The 23,343-nt window shown below is 35.3% G+C and carries 19 protein-coding genes; 13 read left to right on the top strand and 6 right to left on the bottom strand.

All coding sequences use genetic code 11. The features are described 5' to 3' along the window. Position 1: 1 nt before the first annotated feature. Positions 2–1,078 carry a sensor histidine kinase gene (locus tag AAFU52_RS22305; protein WP_084050627.1) on the bottom strand — a complete coding sequence of 359 codons (1,077 nt, stop codon included), beginning with the start codon at positions 1,076–1,078 and terminating at the stop codon, positions 2–4. Positions 1,079–1,302: 224 nt separating this feature from the next. Between AAFU52_RS22305 and AAFU52_RS22300 the strand changes: the two genes are divergently transcribed. The 4 genes from AAFU52_RS22300 to AAFU52_RS22285 are packed head-to-tail and all read left to right on the top strand — an operon-like array spanning position 1,303 to position 6,092. Next, positions 1,303–2,211 (top strand): hypothetical protein, encoded by a 909-nt coding sequence (locus AAFU52_RS22300; RefSeq protein WP_438423611.1) that lies wholly within the window; start codon positions 1,303–1,305, stop codon positions 2,209–2,211. Positions 2,212–2,260: 49 nt separating this feature from the next. Then, positions 2,261–4,216 (top strand): serine hydrolase, encoded by a 1,956-nt coding sequence (locus AAFU52_RS22295; RefSeq protein WP_438423610.1) that lies wholly within the window; start codon positions 2,261–2,263, stop codon positions 4,214–4,216. 39 nt (positions 4,217–4,255) lie between these two features. After that, entirely contained in the window at positions 4,256–5,158 is a 903-nt protein-coding gene (locus tag AAFU52_RS22290; protein ID WP_438423609.1) for a hypothetical protein, read from the top strand. A 40-nt stretch (positions 5,159–5,198) separates the two neighbouring features. Next, positions 5,199–6,092 (top strand): hypothetical protein, encoded by an 894-nt coding sequence (locus tag AAFU52_RS22285; protein WP_438423608.1) that lies wholly within the window; start codon positions 5,199–5,201, stop codon positions 6,090–6,092. Between the two features lie 12 nt (positions 6,093–6,104). Here AAFU52_RS22285 and AAFU52_RS22280 read toward each other — a convergent pair whose 3' ends face one another. Together AAFU52_RS22280 and AAFU52_RS22275 are read right to left on the bottom strand one after the other, a co-directional pair. Continuing rightward, on the bottom strand, positions 6,105–7,220 hold the full coding sequence (locus AAFU52_RS22280; protein WP_438423607.1) for an ABC transporter permease: 1,116 nt from the start codon (positions 7,218–7,220) through the stop codon (positions 6,105–6,107). Positions 7,221–7,256: 36 nt separating this feature from the next. Further along, a complete protein-coding gene (locus AAFU52_RS22275; protein ID WP_438423606.1) occupies positions 7,257–8,177 on the bottom strand; it encodes an ABC transporter ATP-binding protein in 921 nt (306 codons plus the stop codon). A gap of 337 nt (positions 8,178–8,514) precedes the next feature. On the opposite strand from AAFU52_RS22275, the gene AAFU52_RS22270 reads away from it, so the two are divergent. Together AAFU52_RS22270 and AAFU52_RS22265 are read left to right on the top strand one after the other, a co-directional pair. Beyond that, positions 8,515–9,210, top strand: a complete 696-nt coding sequence (locus AAFU52_RS22270; protein WP_438423605.1) for an aspartate/glutamate racemase family protein — start codon at positions 8,515–8,517, stop codon at positions 9,208–9,210. 111 nt (positions 9,211–9,321) lie between these two features. Beyond that, entirely contained in the window at positions 9,322–10,173 is an 852-nt protein-coding gene (locus AAFU52_RS22265; RefSeq protein ID WP_438423604.1) for a LamG-like jellyroll fold domain-containing protein, read from the top strand. A 66-nt stretch (positions 10,174–10,239) separates the two neighbouring features. On the opposite strand, the gene AAFU52_RS22260 is transcribed toward AAFU52_RS22265, so the two are convergent. Both AAFU52_RS22260 and AAFU52_RS22255 read right to left on the bottom strand, forming a co-directional pair. Next, the gene (locus AAFU52_RS22260) at positions 10,240–10,935 is read right to left on the bottom strand and encodes a LytR/AlgR family response regulator transcription factor (protein ID WP_024772982.1); all 696 of its coding nucleotides are present in this window, start codon (positions 10,933–10,935) and stop codon (positions 10,240–10,242) included. A 4-nt stretch (positions 10,936–10,939) separates the two neighbouring features. Beyond that, positions 10,940–12,616 carry a histidine kinase gene (locus AAFU52_RS22255; RefSeq protein ID WP_438423603.1) on the bottom strand — a complete coding sequence of 559 codons (1,677 nt, stop codon included), beginning with the start codon at positions 12,614–12,616 and terminating at the stop codon, positions 10,940–10,942. A gap of 271 nt (positions 12,617–12,887) precedes the next feature. On the opposite strand from AAFU52_RS22255, the gene AAFU52_RS22250 reads away from it, so the two are divergent. The 7 genes from AAFU52_RS22250 to AAFU52_RS22220 all read left to right on the top strand — a co-directional run bounded on the left by AAFU52_RS22250 (position 12,888) and on the right by AAFU52_RS22220 (position 21,928). Next, positions 12,888–13,778: a TolB family protein gene (locus AAFU52_RS22250; protein ID WP_438423602.1), complete on the top strand. Its 891-nt coding sequence runs from the start codon at positions 12,888–12,890 to the stop codon at positions 13,776–13,778. A 23-nt stretch (positions 13,779–13,801) separates the two neighbouring features. Beyond that, entirely contained in the window at positions 13,802–15,619 is a 1,818-nt protein-coding gene (locus AAFU52_RS22245) for a serine hydrolase (protein ID WP_438423601.1), read from the top strand. A 370-nt stretch (positions 15,620–15,989) separates the two neighbouring features. Further along, positions 15,990–17,660, top strand: a complete 1,671-nt coding sequence (locus AAFU52_RS22240; RefSeq protein WP_438423600.1) for a serine hydrolase — start codon at positions 15,990–15,992, stop codon at positions 17,658–17,660. 153 nt (positions 17,661–17,813) lie between these two features. Then, a complete protein-coding gene (locus AAFU52_RS22235) occupies positions 17,814–19,007 on the top strand; it encodes a serine hydrolase domain-containing protein (RefSeq protein WP_438423599.1) in 1,194 nt (397 codons plus the stop codon). A gap of 35 nt (positions 19,008–19,042) precedes the next feature. After that, positions 19,043–19,945, top strand: coding sequence for a hypothetical protein (locus AAFU52_RS22230; RefSeq protein ID WP_438423598.1), 903 nt, complete (start codon positions 19,043–19,045; stop codon positions 19,943–19,945). A gap of 322 nt (positions 19,946–20,267) precedes the next feature. Continuing rightward, positions 20,268–20,834, top strand: a complete 567-nt coding sequence (locus AAFU52_RS22225; protein ID WP_438423597.1) for a hypothetical protein — start codon at positions 20,268–20,270, stop codon at positions 20,832–20,834. A gap of 179 nt (positions 20,835–21,013) precedes the next feature. Continuing rightward, positions 21,014–21,928 (top strand): Kelch repeat-containing protein, encoded by a 915-nt coding sequence (locus tag AAFU52_RS22220; protein ID WP_438423596.1) that lies wholly within the window; start codon positions 21,014–21,016, stop codon positions 21,926–21,928. A 22-nt stretch (positions 21,929–21,950) separates the two neighbouring features. Here AAFU52_RS22220 and AAFU52_RS22215 read toward each other — a convergent pair whose 3' ends face one another. Beyond that, a complete protein-coding gene (locus AAFU52_RS22215; protein ID WP_438423595.1) occupies positions 21,951–22,550 on the bottom strand; it encodes a helix-turn-helix domain-containing protein in 600 nt (199 codons plus the stop codon). Positions 22,551–23,343 lie beyond the last annotated feature (793 nt).

Genomic DNA, 23,343 nt, shown 5'->3' with positions numbered 1-23,343 from the left:
ATTACTTTAAATTAATGTTTAATACTATCTGAAAATCATTGTCTGTTTTGGTGCTTTTCAGGTCATAGTTATTTTTATAGTTCAGTTCTAATTGTCTTTGTGCATTAGAAAATCCAATTCCAGAATGTGATTCATTTCTCGTATCGTCTTGTCTGTTTTGGGGTAGCGTATTAAAAACTGTAAAGCATAGTTGATCTTGGTTTGTGGTTAATTCAATTTGAATTAACGAGTCCTTGAGATTATTACTGGCACCGTGTTTAAAGGCGTTTTCGACAAATGATATCAGGATTAAGGGGGCTATCATTACGTCGGGAGAATGAAGATGGTATGTAAAGTTCAATGTTAACTTATTGCCATAACGTAGTGATTCCAAATCTATATAATCCTGTATAAAGGCAATTTCTTTTTTTAATGGAACTTCAGCATCTTTACACCGATAAAGCATATAATCTAGCATGTCTGATAGTTTTAAAACAACTTCAGGAGCTTTTTCAGATCGATCTAATGTTAATGAATACAAATTATTTAATGTATTGAACAAAAAATGCGGATTTGTTTGCGCTTTTAAAAATTTAAGTTCCGTGTTCGCTTTTTCTTTTTGTAAAACTTCCAGTTGATGACGTTCTTCAAAACGGTCCTTAACTACCTTAGTCATAAGCATTAAAAAAACAAATACATAGACAGATGGAAAATGAACAACTGCCAAGTGAAATGGATCTGATACTATCTCTATCAAGTTTTTTTCTACGTAGTATTTAGGAATAAAAAATTTAGTTAAGTACATACTTGAAAGCTTTGAAATAACTAAAAACACATATGCAGATATCAAAAAAGAGAATCCAAACTTGAGGTATTTCTTTTTAAATAAAAGTTTGGGTACCTGGTAGTAGACTAAAAAATAACTTGCTAATAATTGGGCAGGTAAAAAGCTTAAACTAGAGTTTACTGTCTTTTCGATGCTTCCATCATTTAATGCAGCCAATATGGGCAAGCTTATAAACAATAAAACCCAAAACATGAGGTGTGAAACAACTCTATTCTGAATGATCCAATCGATCAAGTTCTTTCTTTTGACCATAGCGTATAAATATATAAAATATGAACATAGTATTTCTTTTAAAAAGACGAATCTCAATAATCTATTGCCAAAATCACACTTTCTACAGAATTAAGAATAGTATCTGTTACTAATAGGTTTATGTCAGTTCGAAGATACCGTTCGTCTATTTTAGAATTTTTCATTTATCCTATTCGATACGTTTGTTTAATAGTATTACTCAAATATTATTAAAAAGTAAGAATATGAAGTATATAAAAACTATCTGCATCCTTTTACCTTTCCTTTCTTTTTTGGTTGGTTATAGTCAGAACAATAAAAAAACTGAATCCACATCCTATACAATTGCATATTCATCAAAAGAGTCGGGTGATGGTGAAATTTATCTGACTGATGAGAAAGGAAGGCTAAAACTTAAGATTACTGACCACCCCGGAAATGATGGGTATGCGGCTTGGTCTCCTGACGGAAAACGTATTGCCTGTTATGCATACCATGATGGAGGAAATACCTGGTCCATTCATACGATGAATATGGATGGAACCAACAGGAAACGATTAACACATGCAAAAAATAAATGGGATAGTGCACCAGCATGGTCTCCTGATGGAAAGAAAATTGCTTTTGCAAGAGGTTATGCAGATAAGGAAGAAGTTTGGCATTATGAAATTTGGATAATGAATTCAGATGGTAGCAGACAGACTCAAATCAAACCACTGAATGGTGGAGGACCAAGTTTTACACCAGATGGTAGGATTGTTTTTCATTCCGTCTTTCATTCCAATGGTGAAGAAATTTGCATAGCCAATATTGATGGCAGCAACATAACTAAGTTAACCAATAATGAAGCTAAAGAATTGCACCCTGAAGTTTCGCTTGATGGTAGGCAAATAGTTTTTATGTCTGATAGAGATGGAGATTTTGAAATTTATACAATGAATATAGACGGTTCTAATCAAAAGCGTTTGACCCATAATGATCTTGATGATTGGAATCCGTCATGGTCACCAGATGGTTCTCAAATACTTTATTCATCACAAGATCAGGAAAGGAAAGCTAATATTTATACAATGAATAAGGATGGTTCTTCAGTAGAAAAATTTATAAGAAATGCAAGTGGTCCGGCCTGGCTAAAAATAAGTAAATCAAAATAATTAAATGGAGTCAACTAATGTAAAACTCTAAATAGAAAAAATAAAATTTATGAGAAACATAACAAGATTATCGTGTTTAATTATACTTTTAATAACCAGTATTAGCTTTGCTCAACAAAGTGATATCCCCGCACCAGAGGCTACAGCCGTCGAAGCCAAGATTTCGTTCTGGGATTTACCATATCTTAAAGAAGCATTTATAGATACAACGCCGGCAGACAGAAAAGACGGTCTGGCAGTTGGCGAATTGGGCGTTAATGGAGGCAATAAAGACATGATTATCAAGCTGGCCGAGGAGATCGCCGATAGTATGCACGGTCTCTATGATAGCATGCTTATAACCCACAAGGGTAAGCTCTTGTTTGAATCTTACTACCGGCGCGGTCGCGTTAACCTGACCGGCGATCAAGCGTCAGCCGCTAAAGCCTACACCAGCTTGGCACTGGGTCGTGCTATCCAGTTGGGCTATCTATCTATGGCCGATCTGGATAAGCCCCTAGTTAGTTTTCTGAAAGACCTAGATCCAACAAAATTTGTTGAGGGCGCAGAAAAAATCACGCTCCATAAAGCATTGACCATGCGTGGGGGGCTTCGCATCAGTGAAGAACAGAGAAAAGAATTCGAGAAAAATCCAAACAAACTAAAAGGCCAAGGCCAAGTTCAGGACCTTCTTGAGCATAGCGCGCCTATTACCTTAGCGTCTCAGAATTATTCATATGGGAACTTCAACCCAACCTTGGTGATGCAAGTCATTGAGGCCGTCGTGCCTGGCACTGCACAGGATTTTATCAAAAATGAACTTCTCGACAAAATGGACATCACGAATTATGACTGGCAGACTGCCGTTAGCGGCCTTCCAGAAGCTGGTTGGCGTGTGAGCATGACATCACGAGATATGGTCAAGTGGGGAACTTTGTCCATCAATAAAGGCAAATGGAATGGTGAACAACTAATTTCAGCAAAATTTTTAGCTAAGGCCACCAGTAACATTATTAAACCTACTGAAGATTGGCAACCCGACAGCTATAATTATGGTTATTTTTTCTATCAAACAAATATAACAGTTGGTGATAAAAACTATGATGCCACTTTCGCTTGGGGTGGTGGCGGACAATATATTATCACCGTTGATGAACTTGACTTAGTTGTTGTGATTACTGGTCATGATAGGGAAGATACTATATTTACTCAGGTTTCAAAAATCATCCTACCTGCGTTTGTTAAAGATCAATCCTCAGTTTTAGAAAGCCCCTATCTAGGTCAAAAACCACCAGGCTTTATTCCTGAATTATTTGCTCCAGATATTATTAAAACAGAGTTTAGAGAAGGAGCTTATGCCTTTACTCCCAATTTAAAAGAATTCTATTTCCGCAGAAGGGGAGGGAAATATAAAAATAATACGTTGGTTGTCATTCAATACAAAAAAAATAGATGGATAGAGTCTGTTGTGGCACCTTCGGGGGTACCATCTATTTCTCCTGACGGTAAGATTATGCACTTGGGAAACAAATATAGGGAGCGAACCAACTCTGGCTGGTCAGAGGTAAAAAGTCTTGATACTCCTTTCAAAGAGATCCCTATCATGCTCCTTACCACTTCATCTAAAGGAACTTACTATTTTGATGAGGCAACTGAAACAGGTCCAATTCGTTATTCACGATTAATAAACGGCAAACGTGAAAAGCCAAGAACAATTAATATTGAGATGGGAAATTGGAACGCCCACCCCTTTATTGCTCCGGATGAATCGTATTTGATCTGGGATGATCAAAGAGAAGGCGGATATGGTGATAATGATTTGTACATTTCTTTTCGACAAAAAGATGGTTCATGGGGTACTGCCATAAACCTAGGAGATAAGATAAACTCAGAATTCGAAGATTCACTCGGGAGTATAACAGCAGATGGAAAATATTTCTTCTTTGTTAGATCTTTTGGTGGTGACAAAGCAGATATATTCTGGGTAGATGCTAAGATTATCGAGAATCTCAGACACAAATCATAATCCACACAATAAATTACCAAGAATAAAAAAGATTGAACAATGAAAAAGGTACATTTTATTTTGCTACTTATATTGGTACTAGTTTTTAATTCTTGCACTACTAAAAAACAGCACTCAACAGCTACTACTTTACCAATTATAGAAAGTCCCTATTTTGGACAAAAGCCACCAGGTTTAATTCCTGAACCTTTTGCTCCTGGTATGGTTACGACAGAGGAATGGCAATGGAGTGGTGCCTTCACACCCGACCTAAAAGAATTTTATTTCATCAGAGAAGTTGGAGAAACAGAGGAGGATAAAAAAATGAAATTTGTTGTTATTCAAAATAAGAATAATAAGTGGCAGGAGTCGGTTATATCACCTAGAGTGGGAGAACCCTTTATATCACCTGATGGTAAGACCATGCACTTGGGTACAAGATATAAAGAGCGTACGGAAACTGGCGATTGGTCAAAGATAAAAAGCCTTGATGTTCCATTTAAAGACTTCCCAATCATGCTCCTTACAGCTTCCGCTAAAGGAACCTATGTTTTTGATTCAATGGGAGAAGGTATTCTTCGTTATTCAAGATTAATTGATGGAGAACGTGAAGAACCTAAACAGTTTGGTAAGGAGATAAACACTGGAAGATCGAACGCCCACCCTTTCATTGCTCCCGATGAGTCCTATATTCTTTGGGATGGTAGAAGAGATAGCGGATATGGTAATGCTGATATCTATATCAGTTTTCAACAGCAAGATGGTTCATGGGGTGAGGCTATTAACTTGGGCGACAAGATAAACACAGAGTCTTCAGAAGCGGGTGCATTTGTGTCGCCAGACGGAAAATATCTTTTCTTCAATAGAAATGTAGGTAAAACAAAACCAACTGATAGATATGATGATGTAGATATATTCTGGGTAGATGCTAAGGTTATCAAGAATCTCAGACCCAAATCATAATCCACACAATAAATTACCAAGAATAAAAAAAGATTGAACAATGAAAAAGGTACATTTTATTTTGCTACTTATATTGGTACTGGTTTTTAATGCTTGCACTACTAAAAAACAGCAAGCAACAGCTACTACTTCATCATCTATAGAAAGTCTCTATCTTGGTCAAAAGCCACCAGGTTTAATTCCAGAACCTTTTGCTCCCGGTATGGTTACGACAGAGGGGTGGGAAGTGAGTGGTGTTTTCACTCCAGATATGAAGGAGTTCTATTTTATTAGGAATAATGAGGAAACCAAAAAACAAGAACTCGTTGTTTTTGAATATCAAAATAACAAATGGCAGGAATCTGTTGTATCGCCCAGAGTGGGAACTCCATTTATCTCACCCGATGGCAAGACCATGCATTTAGGAAGAAGATATAAGGAGCGTACTGAAGCTGGAGGCTGGTCAGAGTTAAAAAAACTTGACCCCTCTTTCGAGGAGATAGAGATCATGCGTCTTACAGCATCATTAAAAGGAACCTATGTTTTTGATGAGATAGGCATGCCAGACGGAGATGGCGTTATTCGGTATTCACGCTTAATAGACGGGAAACGTGAAGAACCTAGGTCTTTTGGTAAAGAGATTAACACAGGAAGAATGAATGCTCACCCTTTTATCGCACCAGATGAATCCTATTTGATATGGGATGGCAGAAGAGAGAGTGGATATGGTAATTCTGATATTTATATCAGTTTTCGGCAGCAAGATGGTTCATGGGGAGAGGCTATTAACATGGGAGACAAAGTAAATACCAAGGGGTGGGAAGCGGTTGCCTGCGTGACACCAGATGGTAAATACCTTTTCTTTAATAGGAATATGACCCCAGGCAATTACGACAATGTAGATATATTCTGGATAGATGCTCAGATTATTGAGGCGCTCAGACCTAAAAAATAACCTGAAAATACATTATTCTATCGCTATAATATTCTTTTTAAACAATACTGTAGAAACCAAAGTCATTCCCAAACCAATAGCTAATAGAATTCCCATTTTAGGAAGAATAGTTATGAAAGGTAATTGTCTCCAGAAAATATCAAAGAAACCTTCAATCCCCCAATAATTCACACTAATTACTGCAATGTTTTGCATAAATTCTGGCATCATGCTAATCGGAATCATACTTCCTCCAATTGCTGACATCAGAATGATAATAATGGTACTCATTCCTTGTAATTGTTGACGTGTTTTTACCGTAGATACTAAGAAAACTCCAAAACTAGAAACTGCAAACGAGATGCATAAAATTAATACTACTAATGAGATTGCATCCATAAAAATAGGTAACCCGAATGCCAACCAGGCAAAGACAAACATGGTAGTTAATTGTAAAATAGAAACTACCATGGCTGTTCCCATTTTTGCTAATAAAATGTCCAATGGTCTTACAGGGGCAATTAACAAACGTTTTAAAGTACCTGTGTCTTTTTCATCTAACAATCCGCCACCAATAGCAGCGATACTAAATAACAACATCATAATTGCTGTTCCTCCTACGGCTTGTACCAAACCAGGATGCGCTTTGGTAGAACTCTCTTTGATTAACGAAGTCGTTTTTAACTTTACATTGTTAATCACATCTACTTTTCCTAAATGATATTTAAACCCTTCTTTTAAAACTGTATGTACAATTCGCATCTGTAAATCTCTTGCCGCGTCGTATTTTAGTTCGATAGGCAAGTCTGTATCTGCTTTGACAGCATCCGAAAATCCTTTTTCAAAAATTAAAGCGGCTACATTTTTCCCTTTTCTAACAAGATCTAAGGCTTTCTCTTCTTCAGAAGCAATCAAACGAATAGTCGGCATGCCATTCAATTTTGTAATCAATTCTTGAGAAGCCATTGTAGCATCTTTATCCACTACCAAAACTCCTAAAGGTTTTGGAGCACTTTTCTTTTTTGCAACACCACCAAATGCAAATGCAAATAGTGTAATCATAATAATAGGCAATAGAAAGGTAATCAGGACTCCTTTTTTGTCTGAGAAATATAATCTTAGATCTTTTTTTAAAATAGTAATAAACATGATGGTTGATTTTGTAATTGGTGGATATGAAGGTGATTAATCTCTTAATTGTTTTCCTGTTAGGTTTAAAAAGATCGCTTCTAAGTTTACTTTATTCAGTTGTATGTCTTTGATACCTAATTGCAATTCATTACACGCTGTAATCACTTTAGAAAGTTCTTTCACCGTAATTTCTACCAACAACTTGTTTTTGTTTTGTGTCATTGAATAGGATAGTAGTTTTCTTAGTAGATTTACATTGTTTTCAGAAAGGAAATTAAATTCTAACTCAATGCTTTCTTTCGTTGGCACCATTTCTTTTAATTGAGATTGTGTTCCTTGTGCGATGATTTTTCCTGAGTCTATAATCGCAATACGATCACACAAACGTTCTACTTCTTCCATATAATGTGTGGTATAAACAATGGTCATTCCTTGTTTATTTAAGGTTTCGATGACTTCAAAAATATGATTTCTACTTTGTGGATCGATTCCCACAGTAGGCTCGTCCATAAACAATACTTTCGGATGATGTAGCAATGCTGCAGCAATATTGATTCTGCGTTTCATTCCCCCTGAATAGGTTTTGATCAAATCTTTCTTTCGATCTAACAATCCAATCAATTCTAGGGTGGTATGGATTCTTTCTTTCAATTTTTTGGAAGGAATTCCATATAAATTCCCCCAGAACAATAAATTTTTATACGCAGAAAGGTCTTCGTATAGGGATATCTCCTGAGGTACAACACCAATCAAATGTTTACATGCTGAAGAATTTTCATTACTGTTTTTACCATCAATATGAATAGTTCCTGCATCACTTTTTAAAATAGTACTCATCATATTGAGTGTGGTAGATTTTCCAGCACCATTAGGACCTAAGAATCCGAAGATTTCTCCTTTTTTAATGGTAAAACTAATATCGTTTACAGCTTGTATGTTTTGAAATGATTTAGAAAGGTTTTGTACTTGAATCATAGATCGTTTTGCTTATTGATTATTCAAATGTCGTGAGCACATTGCTATCTATAAAAATGATTTTACTGAATTGTATTTTTTTAAGGATGAATTGTGGTTTTGTTTTGGTACGACATGATATTAAAGATGGAGAATCTTTGAAATTAATAGATGAGTAGGTGTGTTGGCCTATTTAATTCTAATGAAATACTCTTTTGCCCAAAGCTAGACTGTCTTGAGTGAAGTGGGAATGTATCTACGTAATTGAAAAAATATCAACTACGATCTCAAAAGGATTCAATTAGCTTTTGGTTAAAGTTTTCATACCATAACTAATTTTGATAGAAATAAGATAACTATGAAAACAATAGGATTGATAGGAGGGATGAGTTGGGAATCATCAAAACTATATTATGAGTTTTTAAATACCAAAACAAAAGATATATTAGGCGGTTCTCATTCTGCAAAATGTATTATGGTTTCAGTCGATTTTGCAGCTATAGAACGATTGACTTTCAAAGGCGATTGGAAAGCTATAGGAGAACTAATGAAACGAGCTGCACAACAGTTAGAAAGGGCAGGAGCAGATATTATTTTGCTTTGTACAAACACTATACATTTAGTAAGTCATTATATTTCTGAAAATGTGAGTATTCCGTTTATGCATATTGCTAGAACCACTGGTGAATCTATCAAAAGCTTAAGTTTAAAAAAAGTAGCATTATTAGGTACAAAGTTCACTATGGAAAAAGATTTTTATACCAAAACATTGAGTAACGATTTTGGGCTTGAAATTTTAATTCCTGATACAAGTGATAGACAAGTTGTCCATGATATTATCTATAATGAATTAGTTAAAGGGCAGTTTACAAACGCTTCAAAGCAAAAAATTATTGAAGTCATAAAAGAACTACAAAAACAAGGCGCACAAGGTGTTATTTTAGGGTGTACAGAATTACCTATTCTAATTTCAGAATTAGACATAGCTATTCCAATATTTGATACAGGAAAAATTCATGCTTATAAAGCTATAGAATGGAGTATAAATAATTAATGTGGATTTGATGTTTGTTAAGATGACCTGAATAATTTTAGTACATCCAATATAATTTCAAAATAAAACAGCATGGCAGATGCTATGAATATTAATCTTTAATCAAAAATCATGAAAATAACTATGCTTTTATCTATATCTAGAGTATTCTTTTTTCTCTTTACAATTGTTTCTTTTTCGCAAAATAAACAATTAAAAGACCATGTACTTTTTTACAGTTCTTTTGACGCAAAATTATCTGCAGATGTATCTGTTGGTGATGCAATGATATATACAGCCGAAAACTATAAAAAAACAGAAAATGCCAAAACTGGTTTGCACAACCCAAATGTTGTTTTAGCTAAAAACAAAGGCCTTACAGGTGATGCACTTCATTTTAAAAAGGCAAACACCTCTGCTATTTTTTACAAGGCATATAAAAACGTTGGATACAGTAGTAAATCATGGAGTGGTACCATATCATTTTGGTTGCAATTAGATCCAAACAAAGATTTAGCACCAGGCTATTGCGACCCAATATGTATTACAGATGTTAGATACAATGATGCCGCCTTATGGGTAGATTTCACCGATCATGATCCAAGAAAATTTAGATTAGGAGCTTTGGGAGATTTAGAAGTTTGGAATCCGGAAAACAAAAATGATGATGCGAAGTGGGAAAAACGCACTGTTACAGTAAAGAAACCTCCTTTTGAGAAGGGAAAATGGACACACATTGCTATTACGTTTTCAAAAGTTAATACAACAAAATCTACATTCAGGTTATATCTAGATGGTCAATTTAAAGGTGTTATAAAAGATGTTAACGATCCTTTTACATGGGAAGCAGAAAAAGGAAAAATTATGCTAGGTTTAGGATATATTGGCTTTATGGATGAGCTTGCAGTTTTTGATAAGCCACTAAATCTTAAAGAAGTGAAATCTGTTTTCGAACTAAAAAATGGATTGAAAACTTTATTCTAAAATGTTTCTTCTACAATGTTAATGAAACACTTTTTATGCAATAAGTTTGCACTGAGCTTGCTGAAGTCAAACCCACTTCGCTTTTATGTCTTTGTACTTTGTTCTTCCAATAGGGATAAGTTCTCCATTTTTTAGCTCGGCCATATATTTGCTGCCGGATTTTACGACAATTTCCTTTACTTCAGACATCTTCATTAAGTATGATTTGTGAATACGTTCAAAAGTAGGTGATAATAGTTGTTCTAGCTTTTCGAGCGATTTATCATGTAGTTCTTTTTTTCCATCTGCTAGAAAAAGTTCGGTATAGACACCAGCTCCTTTTATGTAAAGCAAATTTTCAATGGGTATGAGCTGTATCCTGTGTCTTCCTTTTATAGCTAAATATTTGATTTTATTTTCTGGTTTTTCTTTCGTGATAGCCCGGTTGAAAGCCTGCTTCAACCGATCTCTGTTAAAAGGTTTAGGTACAAAATCTAAAACCCCATATTCAAAAGCAGTAATTGCCTGATCTTTGTAGGCAGAAATAACTATTGTATGAAAGGATTGGGAAACTACTGTCGTAAGCAGGTCAAAACCATTCTCACCATTAAGATTCAGATCCAGGAGAACGAGATCCAATGAATGAGTTTCAATATACGCCAATGCCTCATGCAGTCTGTTAATATGGGTTAGCGATTGTAAGGCATCGCCAAAAATATCACGTGTCATTCGTTCAATTCTTTTGGCTATTCTTGATTCATCTTCAACGATTAAAATATTCATATTCTTAGGAATAAATTTTTAGGGTGTTTTTCCAACCATGATTTGTTGGTTCAGAGGTGAAATTCCATTTCGAATGATAACTCTCTATAAGTCGAGCCTTTATGTATTTCAGCCCTGTACCTTCTTCTCTATTATTTGTTGCTCGCTCCTCAATAGCAGCAAACGTCAAAAATGTATAACACTTATAATGGCTATTCGATTCAAAAATAAGCTTAAATTTGATACTATTATCTTCTAGAGGCAAGCTGTGTGTAATTCCATTTTCCAGTAGGGTGTGAAGAATGGCAGGAGGTATTTTTTGCTCAGCGTCTATGCCTTCTTCTTCCCAGGAATAGTTTATTTCTTTTCGGTACTCCATAATCTCAAGATGTGTAAGACATAGTTCTATTTCTTGAGAAATGGGGATCAATGTTTGATTTTCTATCTGGTTAAAAAGATCAAATTCTTTGGCTAACGCTTCTATAAACAAAACTCCTTTCTGGGGTGCTTCTTCCACCCAATCTATTAATGAAGTCAGGGTGTTCATTAAAAAATGAGGTTGAATATTCTTTTTAAGTAATTCCAGACGCAGTCGCGTGGATTGAACTAAAGAATTTTCATAAGCCAGGCGTTGTTCTTTGATTCTGAGGGAAAGCAAATAAAACATTCCCAGAAGGATAAGGCTGAAACCTGCGAATAGGCTTTTGTTAAAGGGAGTGACAAAACCTATAGGCACGGATAGTAGGAGGGTCAATAGTACGAGACGAGCACCTTTCATCTTTTTATAAACCCCAAACACCACAATCCCAAATGAAAAAACCCACATGCTCAAAGCCATATTGTTGGTAGTCAATTCGATGACATGTTTTGATAGAAAAAAGAACAATAGAACGCCCGTATAAATGGTCAGTAGCAATTTTCGTTTGGAGAAAGGAAACTGCATTGAAAAATAGAACGGAATCAAAAAAGAGATTCCGAACATTAGAAAACTTATGATCTGAAGACGTATGACATGGAGACTGTAATGGATGGGTACATATGCTTTACTGAACTCCGCCAGAATCAGGATAAAAAAGAGAAAACAGCTAATGCTGAAAATTAGTGTGGCATATTCCTTTTTGTCACTTAGAAACAGAAACAGAAAATAGAAAGAAGCGATAAGAAAGGCTCCTGCAAAAAGATGCATATAGGAAGATTCGATGAGTCGATCGATTAGTAGATCATCATAATAGTCTATCTCTAGCACCTTTATTCTTGTATGATTTGGAAAATAATAAAGACTTGATCGTAGCGCCAATAGATGTTCTCCCTCTTCTGTTAGATGAGTAGGAATGCTAAAGTTTACCCACATTTCACCTTCAGGACCAAGTATTGCTTCTTCTCCAGGGTTCCCATTTTCCCCAATCAAAACTCCATCCCAAAAAACCTCATACTCTCCATAGGCATGTAACTGAAGACCATATGGGTGTAATGATTCTGAGGTTTTTAAAATATCAATTTTAGTTCTGGACCAGAAAACCTTACCATCCGGCACTAATCTTATACGTTTTCTCCAGTCCTGGTCATTCAAGTTCTTCGAAGCCCATTCTGGTTGATCTCCAACCTGAAATACAGTCTCGTATTTCTTGTAAATAGAACTTTGAGAGCAAGAGGTCACAAGTAGCAATACTAAAAGAAAACAAGGCAAAAATCTCAAGTTCATTTTGAAGTGGTTTTACAGATGTAAGCTAATCATTATCAGGTGATTTCTTTGAGTAGTTCATTAATACATAGAGCAGTTGGCAAATTTTGCATTGAATTCATGAGAGAAAAATACAACTTTTGTATGATAAAAAACCATGAAAAATACATTGACACTGACAAAAGGGGGCTATTCCAAATAATTTTGAATACTAATAGTTACAAAAAAAATGACTTAACCTGAAGAGACACTCTAAATATACTAAAGGGAGGAAAATATGAAAACTAATAATTTGAAACCAGTAAAAACCTTAACTTTTGTGACTTTGTTACTTGGCTTGATTGCTTTTTGTCAGGAAAGTGACAAATCTAAATCAACTTCCTATACGATTGCTTATTCAGCAAAAGAATCAGGTAATGTAGAAATTTATCAAAGAACTACTGAAGGTAAATCAACTACTGAAAGTACAAATGAGAAAGGTGGCTATTTAGCTTGGTCTCCTGACGGAAAACACATCGCTTTTTATTACAAATATGATGATAAAAAAACATGGTCTATTCATACCATGAATAGCGATGGTACAAATAGGAAACGATTAACTCATGAAAAAAACAAATGGGATAATTCACCTACTTGGTCACCTGATGGTAGAAAAATTGTTTTTTCAAGAGAATATAAAGATTCGGAAAAAAATTGGCAGCAAGAAATTTGGATTATGAATTCAGATGGTAGCGAACTGTCTCAAATAAAATCACTAAAAGGTGGTGGTCCTTATTTTACACCAGATGGTAGAATAGTCTTTCACTCAGAATTCAAAGATAAAAAAAGTGAGATAAGCATCGCAGATATTGATGGTAACAACATAATTCAGTTGACAAATAATGAAGCTGAAGAGTGGCATCCAGAGGTTTCACCAGATGGTAAGCAAATCGCTTTTATGTCTGATAGAGATGGAAATTATGAAGTTTATGTGATGAATATTGATGGGTCTAATCAAAATCGATTAACAAATAATGATGTTGGTGATTGGTATCCATCATGGTCCCCTGATGGTTCTCAACTGATATTTTCGTCACTTAGGGATGGAGAAAAAAGCATTTATATTATGAACAAAGATGGTGCTGAAGTAAGAAAAATCATAAGTAATGCTTCAAGTCCCGCATGGTTAAAAATCATTCTATAAACAGCTGTTAAGGTTTTATAAATATGAAAAGTAGTATCACAATTCTTTTAACCATAATTCTTTTTCAATCATGTGCAGAAGAATCAAATACTAATGCTACAATTGATTTAATTAAAAAGGTGGAAACTGGTCTCACAACTCGGGTACATATAGATGGTGATTCTACATGGTCTATAGAAGAACGCATGGAACATTATGGAATTCCAGGTGTGAGTATTGCAGTTATACACAACGGTGAAATTGCATGGTCAAAAGGCTATGGTGTGATGGATAAAGAAAGTAACACTCCCGTGACCGAACAAACACTTTTTCAAGCATCGAGGCTTAGTATGCCTGTTACTGCGTATGGTGCATTACGTCTTGTGGAGCAAAATAAAGTGGAATTGGATGAAAACATCAACAGCTATTTAAAATCTTGGAAATTGCCAGAAAATGAAATCACAAAACAAAAGAAGGTCACCACTAAAAACCTTTTAAACCATTCTTCCAGAACAACTGCTCATTATCTTTTAGGATATAACAAAGACTCAACCGTACCAACACTTTTAGATATATTAAATGGTAATCCTCCTGCTGAAAATGAGCCAATCATAGCTGAAGAACCAGACGAAATTATTTATATCTCGGACGGTGGCTATGCAATCATTCAACAAATGATGATGGATATTGAGGGTAAGAAATTTCCAGAGCTTATAAACGAATTGGTGTTACGCCCTTTGGAAATGAACAACAGTACTTTTCATCAATCGTTGACTACAGAGCAATTGACCAAGGCAGCAACTGGTTATTTGCCAAATGGTTCAGATAAAAGAAATGTTCACCCTGCTATGGCTGTAAACGGATTATGGGCAAATGCAGAAGACCTTGCAAAATTTATTATCAACATACAGCAAACCTTAAAAGGTAAGAGTGCTAAAGGCTTATCAAAAGAGATGACAGCGTTAATGCTTACACCCTATGGAAAAAGAAGCCCTGAATCAAAATTTGAATATGCATTAGGGTTTCAACGTCTTGACAAGAAAGATGAAACTTACTTGAGGCACTGGGGATGGGATGACGGTTTTTACAATGAGATGGTGGCCCATAAAGACAAAGGCTATGGTGTCATTGTATTAACGAATTCTACTTTTCCGGATTTTAATGCTGAAGTGATTCGCTCTGTAGCCCTGGCGTATGATTGGGATAATTATGTTCCGGTACATAAAAAAACAGAAATTGAACAGTCTTTAGTCGATAAAATTAATGGTAGATATATGTTCAATGGTAGGATTGTAGAAGTTTTTCAAAAGGACAATCTACTGTTCTATAAAAATATACTTGATGTGCAAGCAGAAGAACTAGTCAAAATCTCGGATAGCATTTTTGTTAAAAGAAATACTAGTCGACTTATTCAATTCAAACCAAATTTAGAGAATGAAACGGTTAATATGCTTTCTATTTATAGAGACGATAGTACTATAGCTTCAACTTTTGTTAAGATGGATACTGATAAAAAAGAACCAGTAGAATTCCTTCTTGAAGGTGACTTTGAAAAAGCACTTAAAGCATATAAAATCAGAAAAGAACATGACGCTACTTATCTTACAGTTACCGAAGACTATTTGAATGATCTAGGCTATAGTTTTTTTCGTGAGGATAGAATGAAATTATCACAAGATGTTTTCAAAGTGAATATGATGCTCTATCCAGATAGTTATAAAGTATATGATAGTTATGCAGAAGCCTGTGTGAAAATGGGAGAAACTGATCTGGCAATTAAAAATTATGCTAAATCACTTGAATTAAATTCTCAAAATAACCGTACCAGGCAGAAAATTAAGGAATTGCAAAAAAGTGAATGAAACCAAATTTTATATAATACATATACTATCTAGACCTACAAATCTTCATAATTTTTGTACAAAAGCGGTATATCAATGACGAAATGGTTTTATCATTTAATTGTTGTGTTTATCCAATTTAAGGTGCTAAACATGGATTATGCTATATTTTTATTCAACATTTAATTAAAGCCTTTTAATAATCAATCATTCAATAAAAAATCATTATATGAAAAATATTATTTCAGTTCTTTTAACCATAATTCTTTTTCAATCATGTGCACAAGAATCAAATACCGATACCACAATTGATGTAATTAAAAAGGTAGAAACTGGTCTCACAACTCGGGTACACGTAGAGGGCGATTCAACATGGTCTATAGAAGAACGAATGAAACACTATGGCATTCCAGGTGTGAGTATTGCAGTCATACATAATGGTGAAATTGCATGGACAAAAGGGTACGGTGTAATGGATAAAGAAAGTCAAACCCCAGTAACGACACAAACACTTTTCCAGGCAGCGGCAACTAGTATGCCAGTAACAGCCTATGGTGCATTACGTCTTGTAGAAGAAAACAAATTAGACTTAGATGAAGATGTTAACAGTTATTTAAAATCCTGGAAAGTACCAGAAAATGAATTTACCAAAAACAAGAAAGTTACCATAAAAAACCTTTTGAATCACTCTGCCGGAATACATCCTCGTGGAACAGGATCATATAGTATTGATGAAAAAATTCCAACACTTATAGAGACATTAAATGGAACTTCTCCAGCTACTAACGAGCCAATTACCGTCAATAAAGAGCCTAGTGAAAGTGTCCGTTTTGCATACGCTAGCTATGTGCCTATTCAACAAATGATGCTGGATGTAGAGGGGAAAACATTCCCAGAGATTATGAATGAACTCGTGTTGCAGCCCTTAGAAATGAACAACAGTACATTTAACTTATCACTTACTACGGAGCAATTAACTAAGGTAGCAACAGGTTATTTAAAAGATGGTTCTAAGGTAAAAGGAGGAAGAAAGATTGACCCTGTATTGGCTTCAACTGGATTATGGACAACTGCCGAGGACTATGCAAAATTTATAGCCAACGTACAGCAAACCCTAAACGGTAAGAGTACTAAAGGATTATCAAAAGGTCTAACAGCATTAATGGGCACACCATATGGGGTGAGTAATAATTCTGGTTGGTCATTTACACTAGGCTTAGGTTTTCAGCTTTTTAATAGAAATGATGAAATCTACTTAAGGCATCACGGATGGAATACAGGATTCTATGCTGAAATAATGGCTCATAGAGACAAAGGTTATGGTGTGGTTGTGATGACCAATTCCACGTTTCCAGCTTTTAATGCAGAAGTTATTCGCGCTGTTGCTATGGCTTATGAGTGGGATAAGTTTGTTCCAATACATAAAAAAATAGAAGTTGAACAGTCTTTAGTCGATGAAATTACTGGTAGATATATCGCCAATGGTAGGATTGTTGAAGTTTTTCAAAAGGACAATCAACTGCTCTATAAAAATATACTTGACCTAGAAGCAGAAGAATTAGTCAAAGTCTCGGATAGTAGTTTTGTTAGAAGAAATTCTAGTCGACTTATCCAATTCAAGCCAGATTCTGAAAACGAAATGCTCAATTTAATTTACCAGAATAGAAACGATGGAACAATAGCTTCAAATTTCATTAAGATGGATACTGATAAAAAAGAACCAGTAGAATTCCTTCTTGAAGGTGACTTTGACAAAGCACTTAATGCATATATGGCCTTAAAAGAACATGACTCAACTTATCTTACTGTTACTGAAGACTATTTAAATGATCTAGGTTATGATTTTTTCCATGAGGATAGAATGAAATTATCACAAGATGTTTTCAAAGTGAATATGATGCTCTATCCAGATAGTTTCAAAGTATACGATAGTTATGCAGAAGCCTGTGCAAAAATTGGAGAAATTGACATGGCAATTTTAAATTATACTAAATCACTTGAATTAAATCCTCAAAATAACCGTACTAGGCAGAAAATTAAGGAATTACAAAAAAGTGAATGAGATGAATTTTTATCAAACTTAGTGGTGGTTTATGGCTGTATATTTAGTACCTATCATTCGCTTCAGCTTTTTTATAAATTGAAAATAAATGCTCTGTAATCGATTACTATTCTTATGCTAACCGCTATCAAGCATTTATAAATAATAAAAATCATGAAAAACAAAACAGGACTACTACTTATAATTCTTCTTGTACTAACACATAGTAGCTTTGCCCAACAAAGTGATAGTCAAGCACCAGAGGCTACAACTGCCGAAGCTACGCTCTCATTCAGAGATATTCCTGATCTCAAAGAAGCCTTTATCGATGCAGCACCAACCGATAGAAAAGACGGTATCCTGGTGGGCAAATTAGGCATCGATGGTGGTAATAAAGCGATAATTCTTACCCTAGCGCAGGAGATTGCGCACAACAAATATGGAAACTTCGACAGCTTTCTTATTGCCCATAAGGGTAAACTCCTCTTTGAATCCTATTATTCACGTGGTCGCATCAATCTACCGCACCCACAAGCATCAGCGACTAAAGCTTACACCAGTTTGGCGCTCGGTTGTGCTATCCAGTTGGGTTATCTGTCCATGGCCGATTTAGACAAGCCATTGGTTAACTTTCTCAAAGACCTGGACCCAACAAAATTTGTTGAGGGTGTAGAAAAAATCACACTACACAAGGCGTTGACTATGCGTTCCGGTATCCGCATCAGTAAAGAACAGAGAGAGGAATTCGAGAAAACCCCCGCTCTGTTAAACGGCCAGGGACAAGTTCAGGCTTACCTCGAGCATAGTACGCCTATTACTGCAGATTCTCAGAGTTTTAAATATCAATTCGATCCAATATTGGTGATGCAAGTCATTGATGCCGTCGTGCCAGGCACTGCTAAAGATTTTATCAAAAATGAACTTCTCGATAAAATGGGCATCACGAATTATGGTTGGGAGACAGGTGTTAGCGGCCTGCCAAGCTCGGGAAGTCGCTCGAGCATGACATCGCGCGATATGGTCAAATGGGGCACCTTGGTCATCAACAAGGGGAAATGGGATGACGAGCAGCTGGTACCAGCAGCCTTCGTTGCCAAAGCAACTAGTAAAATTGTCAATCAAAGTGATGAATATGATGACACTGCCAGGGGTGTATCAGGCACAGCTTATGGCTATTTCTGGTGGCAGGCCGATTTTTCCACAGGTGATAAAAGCTACCTCAGTAAATCGGCTAGGGGCGGCAGCGGACAAAATATCTACGTAATCGAAGCGCTTGATCTGGTTGTCGTGACCACTACTCATCGTCCTGTTGATAGCTCAGTATCACTGACAGCGACAAGAGTTCTACCAGCTTTTATCAAGAAATAGCGAGACGGCTATTGAACATTATTAAAATCTAAACAATGAAGAAAGCACATTTTATTTTAATACTCGTATTAGTACTGTTTTTAAGTGCCTGCAATACTAAAAATCAGAAAGTAAACGATCCTGATTTTCCAACCTTAGAAGATCGCTACTTTGGAGAAGAGCCACCGGGCTTAATTCCGATAGAGTTTGCTCCAGACATTGTTTCTCCAGAAGGGCTTTTTGAAGGAGGTAGGCTTTCTCCAGATGGGAAGAGTTACTATTTCACTAGGAAAAATGGAAAATATGAAGAGCGAACATTTTTTGTCATTCGATATGAAAATGGTAGTTGGGGGAACGAATCTGAAACCGAACTAAAATGGCCCAGATTCTCTAAGGGAGGAGATACTTTATACCGTGGAAATAAATATAGAGATCGAACCGATACTGGTTGGTCGGAGCTCAAAAGTCTTGGAGCACCTTTTACAGATATGCATATCATGGGAATATCGTTTTCAGATGATGGAACTTCTTATTTTGATCAGTTCGAAAGGCCTGATACAGTTGGTGCTATCAGTTATTCACGCCTTATAAAGGGTAAATATGAACCACGTCAAAAAATGGGCAAGGAGATTAACACCGGAACATGGATTGCCCACCCACACATTGCTCCGGATGAATCTTATTTGTTATGGGATGTTGTAAGAGAAGACGGATTTGGTAATTCTGATCTCTATATTAGTTTTCGAGGGAAAGATGGTTCTTGGGTCTCAGCAATTAACATGGGAGATAAAATAAATACCGCATTAGATGAAAGTGGCGTACATGTGACAGACGATGGAAAATATCTATTTTTTTCGAGAGGAGAGTGGGAGGTTAAAGAAGATGGAAGTACTAATTGGGTAGGAACTCCTTATTGGGTGGATGCTCAGGTTATTGAGAATATTAGACCCAAAGAATGATCTATAATAAAAAGAAGAAAACATGAAAACAATGAAATTAGTAATATTGACATTCGCTATATCACTTCATACTGCCTTTGCTCAAGAAAATATGGAAAACGATCTTAGTTTTCCAATCTTAGAAGGCCCCTATCTTGGGCAAAAACCACCGGGATTAACACCTGAAGTTTTCGCTCCTGGAATTGTTTCGACAGAGCATCGTGACCTTAGCGCTTTCTTCACACCCGACATGAAAGAGTTCTATTTTACTAGGAAAGATGTCAAAAATAAAAAATGGTTATTAGTTGTTTTTAAATCCGAAAATAACCGATGGCGCAAGTCTGTGGTGGGACCAAGGGTAGGTCGACCCATCTTTGCTCCCGATGGTAAAACCATGCACTTGGGTAGCAAATATATGGAGCGTACCGAGACTGGTTGGTCAGAGGTAAAAAGTCTTGGCCCCATGTTTGACAGGGAAGACTGGGGTATTATGCGCTTGTCGGCATCCACCAAAGGCACCTATGTTTTTGACGATTATAAAAGCAACGATGTAATCCGCATATCAATGCTCAAGGACGGCAAACGCCAAGCGCCAAAGAAGATGGGGCCAGTGATCAACACAGGAAAATGGACAGCCCATCCCTTCATTGCGCCAGATGAGTCCTATTTAATCTGGGATAGTGAGAGAGAAGGTGGATATGGTGATTCTGACCTGTATATCAGTTTTCGACAGCAAGACGGTTCATGGGGTGCTGCCATTAATATGGGAGATGAAATTAATACTAGTTCTGGGGAATCTGGAGGATACGTAACTCCAGACGGAAAATATTTTTTCTTTAATAAAGCAAACGCAGATGGGGATATATTTTGGGTAGATGCTCAGGTTATTGAGAATCTTAGACCCAAATAGTGCGGAACGTATAGAGGACAGATTGAAAAAGATAACGATTTACCTTTTGAATGAAGTGCCTGTTGATGTTGCTGGAAGTAGACCTTTTTAGTAGGACAAAGCATTGCTTTGAGCCAGACGAAACGCAGATACCAGCTGGCGGGTTGGAATTATAAATTGCAAACACAAATAAGTAAACAATGAAAAAAAGAAGGATTATTTTATTTCTACTAATAGGATTTATTTTTTCTGGAGTATATGCTCAAAAAATAGAATGGAAGGAAAAGGCAAAGCTTCCACAGCCTATGAGAGGAGCAGCAGTAAGCTGCAATAACAATATCTATTTTATGGAGGCGCATTCTAAAGTTTCAGGAGTTTATGAATATAATGTCGTTGAGGATATATGGAAGAAAACAACAAATATGATTACTCGGGGATGGAATGTAAATTTAGTAGAAATAGATGGATTAATTTATGCTATTGGAGGAGCAGGAGGAGCAGGAAAACCTCTAGACAGACTAGAAGCCTATAATCCTTTAAACAACACGTGGAATGTATTGGCGCCAATGCCAACAGGAAGACAACACAACACTTCATGTGTAGTTAATGATAAAATCTATGTTATGGGAGGAATAGCTAAGTCTAACAGGACAAATAAAATCGTAAAAACCGAAAATAACGAAGTTTATAATCCAAAATCAAATTCATGGCAAACCTTATCCCCACTACCTACGCCTTGTGGGGATCCAATAATTTCTGCTGTCGGGAACAATATTTATGTGCTTTGTGGCGATGTTTTATGGATGTATGATACACTTTCTGATATATGGGAAACGAAAAAGAATTGTCCTGTTTGGATTTCTATTTTGCTTGGTAGTGCGGTAATAAATGATAAAATTATTTTTCCCGGTGGGCAAAATAAAGACGAAAAAGCCGTTTCAAGTGTATATATTTATAATACAACAAACGATACATGGATTAAATCAACCAATTTACCCAAACCAATACAGATAGGAGGTATTGCTACACTTAGTGGTAAGATTTATATGATTGGAGGGAATGATACTGATTTTAACAAATATGATACTGTATATGAAGGAACATTGGTCGATTAATTTTTCCAAGCAACTGTATTTATTAATACTCATTAAATCTTTGTGAGTTTTCAACCTTTTTAATATATTCTGTAGGAGTAAAATTTGTTATTTCTTTGAATGCCTTATAAAAAGTAGATTTAGAATTAAATCCAACATCAAACGCTATAGATACAACTGTAAATTCTTTATGATCATTTTTTTTGATTCTTTGTGAGAAATCCTCAACTCTATATTCATTTACCAGTTCGTAAAAAGTTTTTTTATAAATATTATTGAGAACCCATGATAATTTATTAGTTGTAGTATTAATTTCATTAGCTAAAATTGACAAACTTAATTCTGGCCGTCTATATCCTTTTTTTTCCTTAAAAAAAATATCAACTAGATTTTGAATCTTACTTATTTCATTTTCATCAAGTATATTCTTTCTTTTAGGTATATTTTCATTCTTAGAAGGAAAACGAATTTTGAATACTTCTGGATGTTTCAAATTATAAAAACCTACTATATAAATCTGTATACCAAAGATTAAACATGATATATCCCAAATCATTCTAATATCGATCGGTAATTTAATAACAAAGCGTTCAACAATGCCTAACAACCAAAAAATCATATAAACCAACAAACCAATCAGCATAATCTCTATATATTTTATAATGGTTTGATTAAAGGATAGTTCTTGCTCTTCATTCTTCTTATAGTAATTTAGTAGTCTATTAGATTTGAATAAATAAGCCGAGATAAAAACGAAAAATATGATGTCGTTACAAAACAATAAAGTGTTAAAATAACTGCTTAAATCCTTTATTGAATCATAAATATAAACATGAAAAAAACAGTATACTAAATACAATAGCGCTGGCAAATAGTGATAGTATGCTAACTGATAATTTCCATTTTTATAAAAAAGTAACCGCCTAATATACGTGTAAACTAAAGGCCCAATAAAAAGATAAAAAGTATTAATGATATTACCATATAGCCTCAAAAAATCTCTTTCAAATTGATGGCCCATAGCTCTTTCGAATAAAAAAAGGCTATAAATAGTTAATAAGTACTGTATAGCCCTATTTGCTCCTGTATGCTTTTTAGGGATATACTGAATGGCAAAAATCAAAAAAATACACTGGCCAATAATCAATACCAGAAAAAGCTCATATAGCGATATACTCATCCACTCAAAATTTTAACATTGTTGTGTTTTAATCTAACATAATAATAAGTCTACTATTTTTTATCATTTCATTTAGTAAGAATTTGATCTTTATTTATGTATAGACTAAAAAATAGTCTGATACTATAGTTTAGGACATCTAATAAGGACAATTGTTACATCTGATGACAAAAAAAAAGTTTTCTTTACAAAAAATAATGTAGGAAATAGCAATGTCAATTTAAAAATATTCTTACGCTAATTCTGAACTCAATTA

Origin of the sequence: Aquimarina macrocephali, assembly GCF_051627225.1 — a bacterium.
In the GTDB taxonomy this organism is placed as follows: Bacteria; Bacteroidota; Bacteroidia; order Flavobacteriales; family Flavobacteriaceae; genus Aquimarina; species Aquimarina macrocephali.
This window is presented reverse-complemented; position numbering and strand designations above follow the sequence as displayed.